Raw genomic sequence first — 14,191 nt, forward strand, 5'->3', positions numbered from 1 at the left:
GGCGTGCGCTTCGGCGCCCGCCCGCGACAGCAGCTTCCGACAGGTCAGACAGGCTCATCCAGCTGTCTGACCTGTCGGTTTTTGGCCGTGCAGCTATACCCGTTATCGTTGTGCGGTATGCCTCCATCCGGATGACCGGACGGCTGGCTGAAAACTCTCACTAGGACCCGGAGAGAGCAATGCCTCCCAAGAAGAAGAAGGTCACGGGGCTTATCAAGCTCCAGATCAGCGCCGGCGCGGCCAACCCGGCTCCGCCGGTCGGCCCCGCGCTGGGCCAGCACGGCGTCAACATCATGGAGTTCTGCAAGGCCTACAACGCCGCGACCGAGTCGCAGCGTGGCATGGTCGTGCCGGTGGAGATCACGGTCTACGAGGACCGCTCCTTCACCTTCATCACCAAGACGCCGCCGGCCGCCAAGCTGATCCTCAAGGCCGCGGGCGTGGACAAGGGCTCAGGCGAGCCGCACGTCAAGAAGGTCGCGAAGCTCACCCGCGACCAGGTGCGCGAGATCGCCACCACGAAGATGCCCGACCTGAACGCCAACGACCTGGACGCCGCCGAGAAGATCATCGCCGGCACCGCCCGTTCCATGGGCGTCACGGTCGAGGGCTGACCCAGCCGGGCAAGCCCCAGTGGCAGGGCCATGCGCGGCCCGGACCACGACCTCCACACCTGATGAACCACAGGAGATGAAGTGAAGCGCAGCAAGGCTCTCCGCGGCGCGGACGCCAAGATCGACCGGGAGCGTACGTACGCCCCGCTTGAGGCCGTCCGTATCGCCAAGGACACCACCAGCACCAAGTTCGACGGCACCGTCGAGGTGGCCATGCGACTGGGCGTCGACCCGCGCAAGGCCGACCAGATGGTCCGTGGCACCGTGAACCTTCCGCACGGCACCGGCAAGACCGCCCGGGTCCTGGTCTTCGCGACCGGTGACCGTGCCGAGGCCGCGCGTGCCGCGGGCGCCGACATCGTCGGCGCCGACGAGCTCATCGACGAGGTTTCGAAGGGCCGTCTGGACTTCGACGCCGTCGTCGCCACCCCGGACCTCATGGGCAAGGTCGGCCGCCTCGGCCGCGTCCTCGGCCCGCGTGGTCTGATGCCGAACCCGAAGACCGGCACCGTCACCCCCGATGTCACCAAGGCTGTGAACGACATCAAGGGCGGCAAGATCGAGTTCCGCGTCGACAAGCACTCGAACCTGCACTTCATCATCGGCAAGGTCTCCTTCGACGAGACGAAGCTGGTCGAGAACTACGCCGCGGCGCTGGAGGAGATCCTCCGTCTCAAGCCGTCCGCCGCCAAGGGCCGCTACATCAAGAAGGCGACCCTGGCCACGACGATGGGCCCCGGCATCCCGCTGGACGCCAACCGCACCCGCAACCTCCTCGTCGAGGAGGACCCGGCCGCCGTCTGACACCGACGGCAGCCGCGGGTCACGCGCACGAAAGCCGGTCCCCGTACCTCTCCGGAGGTGCGGGGGCCGGCTTTTTCCCCGCGGGCCTGTCACAGGCGTGCGTCAGGGTCGTCACCGCCGCTCACGAGGCAAGGCATCCGGGGACGAGGCGGTCCAGGAGCAGCGGCCGGCTGATTTGTCCTGCGGCCCCTCCTCACGTAGTCTTCTCCAGAAGCCAAAGACCGCTGGTCGTTGCCGTGTGCTCGTAAGAGGGTGCGGCGGCCGAAGGATCCGCTAGCTGCGGACGACCTGCGCAGGTGACTGTGGACAGCTCCCGGATTCCATTCGGTCGAGCTACGCCCCGTGCGCCTGCGCCGGGGCGTTTCGTTTTGCCCAGCCCCTTCTGAGCGGTCCTCATCACCCGGAAGGAGGCCGACGCTCATGGCAAGGCCCGACAAGGCTGCCGCGGTAGCCGAGCTGACGGACAAGTTCCGCAGCTCGAACGCCGCCGTGCTGACCGAGTACCGGGGTCTCACCGTGGCGCAGCTCAAGGAGCTGCGCCGTTCTCTCGGTGAGAACGCCCAGTACGCCGTGGTGAAGAACACGCTGACCAAGATCGCGGCCAACGAGGCCGGGATCAACACGCTGGACGACCTCTTCGCGGGTCCGACGGCGGTTGCCTTCGTCACCGGTGACCCGGTGGAGTCGGCGAAGGGTCTTCGTGACTTCGCCAAGGACAACCCGAATCTCGTCATCAAGGGCGGCGTCCTCGATGGCAAGGCGCTGAGCGCCGACGAGATCAAGAAGCTCGCGGACCTTGAGTCCCGCGAGGTTCTGCTCTCCAAGCTGGCAGGTGCCATGAAGGGCAAGCAGTCGCAGGCTGCCTCGCTCTTCCAGGCGCTTCCGTCGAAGTTCGTCCGCACCGCGGAAGCGCTTCGCGTCAAGAAGGAAGAGCAGGGCGGTGCCGGTACGCCGGCTCCCGTCGAGGCCGACTCCGAGTAATCACGCTCGCTCGGTCGCAGCGGGCCGGTACGCCCGCGGAACTGTACATACGGCACCAGCCGAATTAGTGGAAGGACCGCCATCATGGCGAAGCTCAGCCAGGAAGACCTGCTCGCGCAGTTCGAGGACATGACCCTCATCGAGCTCTCCGCGTTCGTGAAGGCGTTCGAGGAGAAGTTCGACGTCACCGCCGCCGCCGCGGTCGCCGCGCCGGTCGCCGGTGCCCCCGGTGCCCCGGCCGAGGCCGAAGAGGTCCAGGACGAGTTCGACGTCATCCTCACGGGTGCCGGCGAGAAGAAGATCCAGGTCATCAAGGTCGTGCGTGAGCTGACCTCCCTGGGCCTCAAGGAGGCCAAGGACCTCGTGGACGGCGCCCCGAAGCCCGTTCTGGAGAAGGTCGCCAAGGAGGCCGCTGACAAGGCCGCCGAGTCCCTCAAGGCCGCCGGCGCCTCCGTCGAGGTCAAGTGACCTCGTACGAGTCCGTCACCGGCCGCCTGTAGGCGTACGGAGGCAGTCTCGGCGCCGCGAGGCGCAGTGTTGACGCGAAGGGCGATCACCCAGTCGGGTGGTCGCCTTTCCGCGTTCCCGTGGGGGCTGCCTTGCTCTTCGGCGCGCGGCGAGTATCGTGATCATCGCCGTGCTTCCGTACGCCCCGTGACCTTCCGCGTGGGGCGGGGGGCCTTGACGAACCGCACGCAGCGCGCAATTCTCAGGACGCGTCGGCACAATCGATCCGCATCCGAGGCATGGATCGACGGCGAAGAGGGCAGTATCGATGTGCGCCTACGGCGCGAGGCTTTCCGCAGTTGAGTTGCCGCAGTTGAGACAAGGGTGTTGAGAAAAACGAGGGTGTCGGAAAACCCGGTCTGGACATCAGTGTGCCAAGTGGCTACACTGACCCTTTGCGCTGCCTGTTAGCTGCTCCCTGCCCGTCACCAGGGGCACCCCCTCGCAAGAGCATCGATGAGTGAACGGCCCTGATCTGGGCTTTCTCTCTTCGTGCCCGGCTTGGGACCGGTACGCGCGTAGTGAGTCCGAGCCCTCGGAAGGACCCCCTCTTGGCCGCCTCGCGCAACGCCTCGACCACGAATACGAACAACGGTGCCAGCACCGCCCCGCTGCGCATCTCCTTTGCAAAGATCAAGGAGCCCCTCGAGGTTCCGAACCTCCTGGCGCTGCAGACCGAGAGCTTTGACTGGCTGCTCGGTAACGCCGCTTGGAAGGCTCGTGTCGAGGCGGCTCTCGAAAGCGGACAGAACGTCCCCACCAAGTCCGGCCTTGAGGAGATCTTCGAGGAGATCTCCCCGATCGAGGACTTCTCCGGGTCGATGTCCCTGACGTTCCGCGATCACCGCTTCGAGCCTCCGAAGAACTCGATCGACGAGTGCAAGGAGCGCGACTTCACGTACGCCGCCCCGCTCTTCGTCACGGCCGAGTTCACCAACAACGAGACCGGCGAGATCAAGTCCCAGACGGTCTTCATGGGCGACTTCCCGCTCATGACGAACAAGGGCACCTTCGTCATCAACGGCACCGAGCGTGTCGTGGTGTCGCAGCTCGTCCGCTCGCCCGGTGTCTACTTCGACTCCTCCATCGACAAGACGTCCGACAAGGACATCTTCTCGGCCAAGATCATCCCGTCCCGGGGTGCCTGGCTGGAGATGGAGATCGACAAGCGCGACATGGTCGGTGTGCGTATCGACCGCAAGCGCAAGCAGTCCGTGACCGTGCTGCTCAAGGCTCTCGGCTGGACGACCGAGCAGATCCTGGAGGAGTTCGGCGAGTACGAGTCCATGCGCGCCACCCTGGAGAAGGACCACACCCAGGGCCAGGACGACGCGCTGCTCGACATCTACCGCAAGCTGCGTCCGGGCGAGCCCCCGACGCGTGAGGCCGCGCAGACGCTGCTGGAGAACCTCTACTTCAACCCGAAGCGCTACGACCTGGCGAAGGTCGGCCGCTACAAGGTGAACAAGAAGCTCGGCGCGGACGAGCCGCTGGACGCCGGCGTGCTCACCACCGACGACATCATCGCCACCATCAAGTACCTGGTGAAGCTGCACGCCGGTGAGACCGAGACGGTCGGTGAGTCCGGTCGCTCGATCATGGTCGAGACCGACGACATCGACCACTTCGGCAACCGCCGTATCCGCAATGTCGGCGAGCTGATCCAGAACCAGGTCCGTACGGGTCTCGCCCGTATGGAGCGCGTCGTGCGCGAGCGCATGACCACCCAGGACGTCGAGGCGATCACGCCGCAGACCCTGATCAACATCCGGCCGGTCGTCGCCTCCATCAAGGAGTTCTTCGGCACCAGCCAGCTGTCCCAGTTCATGGACCAGAACAACCCGCTGTCGGGCCTGACGCACAAGCGTCGTCTCAACGCCCTCGGCCCGGGTGGTCTCTCCCGTGAGCGGGCCGGCTTCGAGGTCCGTGACGTGCACCCGTCGCACTACGGCCGCATGTGCCCGATCGAGACGCCCGAAGGCCCGAACATCGGTCTGATCGGCTCGCTGGCCTCGTACGGCCGGATCAACGCGTTCGGCTTCATCGAGACGCCGTACCGCAAGGTCACCGACGGCCAGGTCACCGACGAGGTCGACTACCTGACCGCCGACGAGGAAGACCGCTTCGTCATCGCGCAGGCCAACGCGACGCTCTCCGAGGACATGCGGTTCGTCGAGCCGCGCGTCCTGGTCCGCCGTCGTGGCGGCGAGGTCGACTACGTGCCCGGCACCGAGGTCGACTACATGGATGTCTCGCCGCGCCAGATGGTGTCGGTCGCGACCGCCATGATCCCGTTCCTGGAGCACGACGACGCCAACCGTGCCCTCATGGGCGCGAACATGATGCGTCAGGCCGTGCCCCTGATCACGTCCGAGGCGCCGCTCGTCGGCACCGGCATGGAGTACCGCTGCGCGGTCGACGCCGGTGACGTCATCAAGGCGGAGAAGGACGGTGTGGTCCAGGAGGTCTCCGCGGACTACATCACCGTCGCCAACGACGACGGCACGTACACCACGTACCGCATCGCCAAGTTCTCCCGCTCCAACCAGGGCACCTCGGTCAACCAGAAGGTTGTCGTCAACGAGGGCGACCGGGTCGTCGAGAGCCAGGTCCTCGCCGATGGTCCCGCCACCCAGCAGGGTGAGATGGCGCTCGGCAAGAACCTCCTCGTGGCGTTCATGCCGTGGGAGGGCCACAACTACGAAGACGCGATCATCCTCAGCCAGCGGCTGGTCCAGGACGACGTCCTCTCCTCGATCCACATCGAGGAGCACGAGGTCGACGCCCGTGACACCAAGCTGGGCCCCGAGGAGATCACCCGGGACATCCCGAACGTCTCGGAGGAGGTCCTCGCGGACCTCGACGAGCGCGGCATCATCCGGATCGGTGCCGAGGTCGTCGCCGGAGACATCCTGGTCGGCAAGGTCACGCCCAAGGGTGAGACCGAGCTGACCCCGGAGGAGCGACTGCTCCGCGCGATCTTCGGTGAGAAGGCCCGTGAGGTCCGTGACACCTCGCTGAAGGTGCCGCACGGCGAGACCGGCAAGGTCATCGGCGTACGGGTCTTCGACCGCGAGGAGGGCGACGAGCTGCCGCCGGGCGTGAACCAGCTGGTTCGCGTGTACGTCGCGCAGAAGCGCAAGATCACCGACGGTGACAAGCTCGCCGGCCGTCACGGCAACAAGGGCGTCATCTCGAAGATCCTGCCGATCGAGGACATGCCGTTCCTGGAGGACGGCACCCCGGTCGACATCATCCTCAACCCGCTGGGTGTCCCGTCCCGAATGAACCCGGGACAGGTCCTGGAGATCCACCTCGGCTGGCTCGCCAGCCAGGGCTGGAAGGTCGAGGGCAGCGAGGAGTGGATGGAGCGGCTGAAGGTCATCGGCGCCGATGAGGTCGCCCCTGGCACCAATGTCGCCACCCCGGTCTTCGACGGTGCCCGTGAGGACGAGATCTCCGGTCTCTTCGAGGCGACGGTCCCGAACCGCGACGGCAACCGGATGGTCCAGCCGTCCGGCAAGGCGCACCTGTTCGACGGCCGCTCCGGTGAGCCGTTCCCGGACCCGATCTCGATCGGGTACATGTACATCCTCAAGCTCCACCACCTGGTCGACGACAAGCTGCACGCGCGTTCGACCGGCCCGTACTCGATGATCACCCAGCAGCCGCTGGGTGGTAAGGCCCAGTTCGGCGGTCAGCGCTTCGGTGAGATGGAGGTGTGGGCGCTGGAGGCTTATGGCGCCGCGTACGCCCTCCAGGAGCTGCTGACGATCAAGTCCGACGACGTGACCGGCCGCGTGAAGGTCTACGAGGCCATCGTCAAGGGCGAGAACATCCCCGAGCCCGGCATTCCCGAGTCCTTCAAGGTGCTCATCAAGGAAATGCAGTCGCTCTGTCTCAACGTGGAGGTGCTGTCCTCGGACGGTATGTCCATCGAGATGCGTGACACGGACGAGGACGTCTTCCGCGCGGCGGAGGAGCTCGGTATCGACCTGTCCCGGCGCGAGCCGAGCAGCGTCGAAGAGGTCTGACGGGTTCGCCGGCCGGATCCCGTATCCGGCCGGCTCTCCCCGGACCCGTTCAGACCATTGCTGAAGTGCCCCATCTACTCGCTGACGCGAGGGGCTCGAACCCCCGAAAGAGGGATTGACGACAAGTGCTCGACGTCAACTTCTTCGACGAGCTGCGGATCGGCCTTGCCACCGCGGACGACATCCGGACCTGGTCGCACGGCGAAGTGAAGAAGCCGGAGACCATCAACTACCGCACGCTCAAGCCCGAGAAGGACGGACTCTTCTGCGAGAAGATCTTCGGTCCGACCCGGGACTGGGAGTGCTACTGCGGCAAGTACAAGCGTGTCCGCTTCAAGGGCATCATCTGTGAGCGCTGTGGCGTGGAAGTCACGCGCGCCAAGGTGCGCCGTGAGCGGATGGGCCACATTGAGCTGGCCGCGCCCGTGACCCACATCTGGTACTTCAAGGGCGTCCCGTCACGCCTCGGGTACCTGCTCGACCTCGCGCCGAAGGACCTGGAGAAGGTCATCTACTTCGCCGCGTACATGATCACGTTCGTGGACGAGGAGCGCCGTACGCGTGACCTGCCCTCGCTGGAGGCGCATGTCTCCGTCGAGCGCCAGCAGGTCGAGAACCGCCGCGACGCCGACCTTGAGGCCCGCGCCAAGAAGCTTGAGACCGACCTGGCCGAGCTGGAGGCCGAGGGCGCCAAGGCCGATGTGCGCCGCAAGGTGCGCGAGGGCGCCGAGCGTGAGATGAAGCAGCTGCGCGACCGCGCGCAGCGCGAGATCGACCGTCTCGACGAGGTGTGGAACCGCTTCAAGAACCTCAAGGTCCAGGACCTGGAGGGCGACGAGCTGCTCTACCGCGAGCTGCGTGACCGCTTCGGCACGTACTTCGACGGTTCGATGGGTGCCGCGGCGCTGCAGAAGCGCCTGGAGTCCTTCGACCTGGACGAGGAGGCCGAGCGCCTCCGCGAGATCATCCGTACCGGCAAGGGCCAGAAGAAGACCCGTGCGCTCAAGCGCCTCAAGGTCGTCTCCGCGTTCCTGCAGACCAGCAACAGCCCCAAGGGCATGGTGCTGGACTGCGTGCCGGTCATCCCGCCGGACCTGCGTCCGATGGTGCAGCTGGACGGTGGCCGCTTCGCGACCTCCGACCTGAACGACCTGTACCGCCGTGTGATCAACCGCAACAACCGCCTCAAGCGTCTCCTTGACCTCGGTGCCCCCGAGATCATCGTGAACAACGAGAAGCGGATGCTGCAGGAGGCCGTCGACGCGCTGTTCGACAACGGCCGCCGCGGCCGTCCGGTCACCGGTCCGGGCAACCGCCCGCTGAAGTCCCTGAGCGACATGCTCAAGGGCAAGCAGGGCCGTTTCCGTCAGAACCTGCTCGGCAAGCGAGTCGACTACTCGGCCCGTTCCGTGATCGTCGTCGGTCCGCAGCTCAAGCTGCACCAGTGCGGTCTGCCGAAGGCCATGGCGCTGGAGCTCTTCAAGCCGTTCGTGATGAAGCGCCTGGTGGACCTGAACCACGCGCAGAACATCAAGTCGGCGAAGCGCATGGTCGAGCGCGGCCGTACGGTCGTGTACGACGTGCTCGAAGAGGTCATCGCCGAGCACCCGGTGCTGCTGAACCGTGCGCCGACCCTGCACCGTCTGGGCATCCAGGCCTTCGAGCCGCAGCTGGTCGAGGGCAAGGCCATCCAGATCCACCCGCTCGTCTGCACCGCGTTCAACGCGGACTTCGACGGTGACCAGATGGCCGTCCACCTGCCGCTCTCCGCGGAGGCGCAGGCCGAGGCCCGCATCCTGATGCTGTCCTCGAACAACATCCTGAAGCCGGCCGACGGCCGTCCCGTCACCATGCCGACCCAGGACATGGTGCTCGGTCTCTTCTTCCTCACGACGGACGAGGAAGAGCGCAAGGTCATCGGCGAGGGCCGGTCCTTCGGCTCCACCGCCGAGGCGACCATGGCGTTCGACAACCGGGAGCTCTCGCTCCAGGCGAAGGTCGACATCCGCTTCCCGGTGGGCACCATCCCGCCGCGTGGCTGGACCCCGCCGGCCGCCGAGGAGGCCGACACGGACGGCACCGCGGTGCCGTGGCAGCAGGGCGACCCGTTCCGGCTGCGTACGACCCTGGGCCGCGCGCTCTTCAACGAGCTGCTGCCCGAGGACTACCCGTTCGTCGACTACTCGGTGGGCAAGAAGCAGCTCTCCGAGATCGTCAACGACCTCGCCGAGCGCTACCCCAAGGTCATCGTGGCAGCGACGCTCGACAACCTGAAGGCGGCCGGCTTCTTCTGGGCGACCCGTTCCGGTGTCACCGTCGCCATCTCCGATGTCGTCGTGCCCGAGGCGAAGAAGGCGATCGTCCAGGGTTACGAGGCGCAGGACGAGAAGGTCCAGAAGCAGTACGAGCGCGGTCTGATCACCAAGGACGAGCGCACACAGGAGCTCATCGCGATCTGGACCAAGGCGACCAACGAGGTCGCCGAGGCGATGAACGCGAACTTCCCGAAGACCAACCCCATCTTCATGATGGTCAACTCGGGTGCTCGCGGAAACATGATGCAGATGCGTCAGATCGCCGGTATGCGTGGTCTGGTGTCCAACGCCAAGAACGAGACGATCCCGCGTCCCATCAAGGCGTCCTTCCGTGAGGGCCTGTCCGTGCTGGAGTACTTCATCTCCACGCACGGTGCCCGAAAGGGTCTGGCCGACACCGCCCTGCGTACCGCCGACTCGGGTTACCTGACCCGTCGTCTGGTGGACGTCTCGCAGGACGTGATCATCCGCGAGGAGGACTGTGGCACCGACCGCGGTCTGAAGCTGCGGATCGCGGAGCGCGGCGCCGACGGTGTGCTGCGCAAGGCGGAGGACGTCGAGACGTCCGTGTACGCGCGGATGCTCGCCGAGGACGTCGTCGTCGACGGCAAGGTCATCGCGCCGGCAAATGTCGACCTGGGCGATGTCCTGATCGACGCCGTCGTGGCCGCCGGGGTCGAGGAGGTCAAGACCCGCTCGGTCCTGACCTGCGAGTCCGCGGTCGGCACCTGTGCCTTCTGCTACGGCCGCTCGCTGGCCACCGGCAAGCTGGTCGACATCGGTGAGGCGGTCGGCATCATCGCCGCCCAGTCCATCGGTGAGCCCGGTACCCAGCTGACGATGCGTACCTTCCACACCGGTGGTGTGGCCGGTGACGACATCACCCAGGGTCTGCCCCGAGTCGTCGAGCTCTTCGAAGCCCGTACGCCCAAGGGTGTCGCCCCGATCTCGGAGGCGGCCGGCCGCGTCCGTATCGAGGAGACCGAGAAGACCAAGAAGCTCGTCGTCACCCCGGACGACGGCAGCGACGAGACGCCGTTCCCGATCTCGAAGCGTGCCCGTCTGCTCGTGGGCGAGGGCGACCATGTCGAGGTGGGCCAGAAGCTCACCGTGGGTGCCACCAACCCGCACGACGTGCTGCGGATCCTCGGTCAGCGCGCGGTCCAGGTCCACCTGGTCGGCGAGGTCCAGAAGGTCTACAACTCGCAGGGTGTGTCGATCCACGACAAGCACATCGAGATCATCATCCGGCAGATGCTGCGCCGTGTGACGATCATCGAGTCCGGCGACGCGGAGCTGCTGCCGGGCGAGCTGGTGGAGCGCTCGAAGTTCGAGACCGAGAACCGTCGTGTGGTCACGGAAGGCGGCCACCCGGCCTCCGGCCGTCCGCAGCTGATGGGTATCACCAAGGCGTCGCTGGCCACCGAGTCGTGGCTGTCGGCGGCGTCCTTCCAGGAGACGACCAGGGTCCTCACCGACGCGGCGATCAACGCCAAGTCGGACTCCCTGATCGGCCTCAAGGAGAACGTCATCATCGGTAAGCTCATCCCGGCCGGTACGGGTCTGTCCCGCTACCGCAACATCCGGGTCGAGCCGACCGAGGAGGCCAAGGCCGCGATGTACTCGGCCGTCGGCTACGACGACATCGACTACTCGCCGTTCGGCACGGGCTCCGGCCAGGCCGTTCCGCTGGAGGACTACGACTACGGTCCGTACAACCAGTAAGGCGTGAGCGAACGGAGGGCGGCCATCCTGTACGGGGTGGCCGTCCTTCGGCGTTCCGGGCCGGCGGTGGTCAGGGGCGTGGCTGGAGGTACGGCTGCAGCCGCAGCAGCCGGGTCGGGTAGTCCGGGTGGGTGGCCAGCAGCTGGGCCAGGGTGCCGGGACCGGTGACCGGCTTCCCGGCGGCGGCAGCGGCGTGGTGGCGGGCCTGGAGCTCCATGCCGCGCATGGTGTGCAGGACCTCCGCGAGCTTCGGCGCGAAGCCGTGTACCGCGGCGTACTCGTCGGCCCTCAGCTCGGCGCGACGGCTGACGGCGGCTATCAGATAGGGGATGGCGAGCAGCACGAGCGGCAGCCCGTACAGCATGGTGATCGTGGCCAGGGTGAAGGCACCGATCACCACGATCAGCACGGCGGTGGCCAGGCAGGAGACATAGCTGGCGACCGTGACCGTGAAGACCACGACCCGACGGATCACCCGCCACGCGACCCGGCCGGGCAGTGAATACCAGTATCCGAGCAGGGACGTCCAGGCGTGCCCGCCGGTGTGGTGGCCGAGTTCATGGGCGAGTACGGCGGCGAGCTGGGCGCTCGGCAGCCTCTCCAGGGCGAACCGGGTGACGCCGACGATGTGCCCGGCCGCGGCGTACGCGTTGAGGTCCTGGCTGTTTTCGATCCACAGCTCATAGCGGCGGCCGCGTGTCCGCCGTCCCGGCACGGGCGCCCGCGGCGGCGGCGAGGGCTGTCGCCACGGCGGTGAGGGCGCCCGCGCGGGCGCCCGCTTCGGCCTTGTCCGGAGCGCCGGCCTTCCCCTTCGGTACCGGCCCGTGCAGCCAGGCCTGCAGCGGCCCGTTCTTGCTGTCGACGGTGACAGGGTGGAAGTCCGCCGCCGGGATACCGGGGTGGTCATGGCGCACGATCCCGGCGTGCACCTGTTCCGAGACACAGAGCACGAAGTCGTCGGACCGCTCGCGCAGCGCGTCACGCAGCACATCCGCGTCGAGCAGTCGGCAGGCGTGGTTGAGGTCGGAGCCGACCCAGCCGTCATACGCGTCGATCGCCACGTACCCGGTCGCGAGGACCGACCGCAGCCGGATCTGCGCGGAACTCGACGCCATCCGGTTGGTCGCCCTCAGCCGCACCGGCACCTCGGTCAGCAGAGCCCGGAGCAGCCGGGGCACCGAGGCGTTGGCGTCGATCAGCTCCATCACGGCGTCCCCGCGGTCCGCGCGGCGCCGCCGCTTCTCGTCGATACCGGCGGCCTCAAGGGCCCGGTCGGCGATGTCGTAGAGCATGCGGCGCAGATACCTCTGCTCCACGTCGTCGCGGTCGCTGTACTTCTCGATGTCGAGCAGCAGAATCGTGCGGCTCACGGGGTCGCTGCACCATCTCCCGGGACGCCCCGACCGACCCGGCCAACTCCTGCTTGCTCAGCGGTACGGACAGCTCGATGCCGTCGTCCGTCCGCCTCCCGTGCGTACGTGCCAGATCGAGCAGCAGTACGGCGAACCGCTCCCGCACGCTCATCGAGGCGAATTCCAGCCGCCGGCGGTCCGCGGCGCGGGTACGGTCGGCGGTGAGTCCGAGCAGCCTCAGTGCCACCTGTGGCGAGGCCGCCAGTAACTCCCGGAAACGGTCGTGCTCCACCGCGACGGCCTCTACGGGCTCCAGAGCCGTGACGGTCGCCGATCGCACCCGGCCCGTGAGCGCGGCGGACTCCCCGACGATGTCGCCGGGGCCGCGCAGGGCGAGGAGCGCCTCGTACCCATTCGCGGCCGACGCCGTCACTTTCGTCCAGCCGTACCGGATCAGCAGCACATGGGTGGACGGTTCATGCTGGCGTATGAGTGCGTCGCGGGGGACGAAGCTGAGGGTGCTGCCCAGTGCCAGCAGCGCCGCACGGTCCTCGCGTTCCAGCCGGGCCAGAAACGGCACTCGGTCGTCCAGCCCCGTGCTTTCCGGCAAGTCAGCCGCCGACATGCACTCCCCCGATCGTCTCGCTCCGCGATCACCTCAGTGAACAGGCAAGCTACTGAAGGTGAGGCGTGAGTGCCGGAGGAATGGCCGGTTTCCGCGGGGAGCGGGGACACTCGGGTGGAACGGGCGCACGGAGACGTCCGGCGTGTCGGGGGGCTCGGCATTTGTTTTGACCGGAGTCCATGAGGTAGGTACGCTCAGACCTTGTGCCTGGGGTGTGCCTGGGCTCCTGTGCGTGTCCTCAACCGCACGCGAGCTTGAGCACCGGCCATCGTAATCTGCGCCCTCCTCGCCCTCGGCGAGGCCACGCAGTATTCGACACACCCGACCGCGTGGGTCGGAGGTGTTCCAGGTTAGTTTCACTAACGGCACACAGAAACCGGAGAAGTAGTGCCTACGATCCAGCAGCTGGTCCGGAAGGGCCGGCAGGACAAGGTCGAGAAGAACAAGACGCCCGCACTTGAGGGTTCCCCTCAGCGCCGCGGCGTCTGCACGCGTGTCTTCACGACCACCCCGAAGAAGCCGAACTCGGCCCTCCGGAAGGTCGCGCGTGTGCGTCTGACCTCCGGCATCGAGGTCACGGCCTACATTCCGGGTGAGGGACACAACCTGCAGGAGCACTCGATCGTGCTCGTGCGTGGTGGCCGTGTGAAGGACCTGCCGGGTGTTCGCTACAAGATCATCCGCGGCTCCCTTGACACCCAGGGCGTCAAGAACCGCAAGCAGGCCCGCAGCCGCTACGGCGCCAAGAAGGAGAAGTAAGAATGCCTCGTAAGGGCCCCGCCCCGAAGCGCCCGGTCATCATCGACCCGGTCTACGGTTCTCCTCTTGTCACGTCGCTGATCAACAAGCTTCTGCTCAACGGCAAGCGTTCCACTGCCGAGCGGATTGTGTACGGCGCCATGGAAGGCCTCCGCGAGAAGACCGGCAACGACCCGGTCATCACGCTGAAGCGCGCGCTTGAGAACGTCAAGCCCACGCTTGAGGTCAAGTCCCGCCGTGTCGGTGGCGCCACCTACCAGGTGCCGATCGAGGTCAAGCCCGGTCGCGCCGCCACCCTCGCTCTGCGCTGGGTCGTGGGTTACTCCCGCGCCCGTCGCGAGAAGACCATGACCGAACGCCTCATGAACGAGCTGCTCGACGCCTCCAACGGTCTCGGCGCCTCGGTCAAGAAGCGTGAGGACACGCACAAGATGGCCGAGTCCAACAAGGCCTTCGCGCACTACCGCTGGTAGTC

General features: G+C 66.8%; 11 protein-coding genes. 8 read left to right on the plus strand and 3 right to left on the minus strand.

Going from position 1 to position 14,191, the window contains the following annotated elements; translation table 11 throughout:
• The first annotated feature begins 179 nt into the window (after positions 1-179).
• From rplK to IF11_RS0111505, 6 genes are all read left to right on the plus strand, one after another.
• Positions 180-614, plus strand: coding sequence for a 50S ribosomal protein L11 (gene rplK, locus IF11_RS0111480; RefSeq protein ID WP_030351419.1), 435 nt, complete (start codon positions 180-182; stop codon positions 612-614).
• Between the two features lie 81 nt (positions 615-695).
• On the plus strand, positions 696-1,418 hold the full coding sequence (gene rplA, locus IF11_RS0111485; protein ID WP_030351420.1) for a 50S ribosomal protein L1: 723 nt from the start codon (positions 696-698) through the stop codon (positions 1,416-1,418).
• Positions 1,419-1,838: 420 nt separating this feature from the next.
• Positions 1,839-2,399: a 50S ribosomal protein L10 gene (gene rplJ / locus IF11_RS0111490; RefSeq protein ID WP_030351421.1), complete on the plus strand. Its 561-nt coding sequence runs from the start codon at positions 1,839-1,841 to the stop codon at positions 2,397-2,399.
• A gap of 84 nt (positions 2,400-2,483) precedes the next feature.
• On the plus strand, positions 2,484-2,867 hold the full coding sequence (rplL, locus tag IF11_RS0111495; protein ID WP_030351422.1) for a 50S ribosomal protein L7/L12: 384 nt from the start codon (positions 2,484-2,486) through the stop codon (positions 2,865-2,867).
• 590 nt (positions 2,868-3,457) lie between these two features.
• Complete coding sequence (gene rpoB, locus IF11_RS0111500) at positions 3,458-6,940, plus strand: DNA-directed RNA polymerase subunit beta (RefSeq protein ID WP_030351423.1); 3,483 nt, start codon at positions 3,458-3,460, stop codon at positions 6,938-6,940.
• A 125-nt stretch (positions 6,941-7,065) separates the two neighbouring features.
• Entirely contained in the window at positions 7,066-10,980 is a 3,915-nt protein-coding gene (locus IF11_RS0111505) for a DNA-directed RNA polymerase subunit beta' (RefSeq protein WP_030351424.1), read from the plus strand.
• Between the two features lie 70 nt (positions 10,981-11,050).
• On the opposite strand, the gene IF11_RS0111510 is transcribed toward IF11_RS0111505, so the two are convergent.
• Genes IF11_RS0111510 through IF11_RS38760 form a run of 3 tightly spaced genes read right to left on the minus strand, consistent with a single transcriptional unit; the run spans position 11,051 to position 12,957 of the window.
• Positions 11,051-11,695 (minus strand): M48 family metalloprotease, encoded by a 645-nt coding sequence (locus IF11_RS0111510; protein ID WP_051745804.1) that lies wholly within the window; start codon positions 11,693-11,695, stop codon positions 11,051-11,053.
• On the minus strand, positions 11,661-12,350 hold the full coding sequence (locus IF11_RS0111515) for a hypothetical protein (protein WP_240627750.1): 690 nt from the start codon (positions 12,348-12,350) through the stop codon (positions 11,661-11,663). The genes IF11_RS0111510 and IF11_RS0111515 overlap by 35 nt, the downstream gene beginning before the upstream one ends.
• Complete coding sequence (locus tag IF11_RS38760; RefSeq protein WP_078490628.1) at positions 12,241-12,957, minus strand: Crp/Fnr family transcriptional regulator; 717 nt, start codon at positions 12,955-12,957, stop codon at positions 12,241-12,243. The genes IF11_RS0111515 and IF11_RS38760 overlap by 110 nt, the downstream gene beginning before the upstream one ends.
• Before the next feature lie 387 nt (positions 12,958-13,344).
• Between IF11_RS38760 and rpsL the strand changes: the two genes are divergently transcribed.
• Both rpsL and rpsG read left to right on the plus strand, forming a co-directional pair.
• A complete protein-coding gene (gene rpsL / locus IF11_RS0111520) occupies positions 13,345-13,716 on the plus strand; it encodes a 30S ribosomal protein S12 (protein WP_003948652.1) in 372 nt (123 codons plus the stop codon).
• A gap of 2 nt (positions 13,717-13,718) precedes the next feature.
• Positions 13,719-14,189, plus strand: coding sequence for a 30S ribosomal protein S7 (rpsG, locus tag IF11_RS0111525; RefSeq protein ID WP_030351427.1), 471 nt, complete (start codon positions 13,719-13,721; stop codon positions 14,187-14,189).
• Positions 14,190-14,191: the final 2 nt, after the last annotated feature.

Origin of the sequence: Streptomyces scopuliridis RB72 (assembly GCF_000718095.1) — a bacterium.
Lineage (GTDB): Bacteria > Actinomycetota > Actinomycetes > Streptomycetales > Streptomycetaceae > Streptomyces > Streptomyces scopuliridis.

Bases quoted from the DNA above. Each gene is read 5' to 3' on its own strand.
- rpsG (WP_030351427.1), top strand. From the start codon at position 13,719: ATGCCTCGTAAGGGCCCCGCCCCGAAGCGCCCGGTCATCATCGACCCG.
- rplK (WP_030351419.1), top strand. From the start codon at position 180: ATGCCTCCCAAGAAGAAGAAGGTCACGGGGCTTATCAAGCTCCAGATC.
- IF11_RS38760 (WP_078490628.1), bottom strand. From the start codon at position 12,957: ATGTCGGCGGCTGACTTGCCGGAAAGCACGGGGCTGGACGACCGAGTG.
- rplL (WP_030351422.1), top strand. From the start codon at position 2,484: ATGGCGAAGCTCAGCCAGGAAGACCTGCTCGCGCAGTTCGAGGACATG.
- rplJ (WP_030351421.1), top strand. From the start codon at position 1,839: ATGGCAAGGCCCGACAAGGCTGCCGCGGTAGCCGAGCTGACGGACAAG.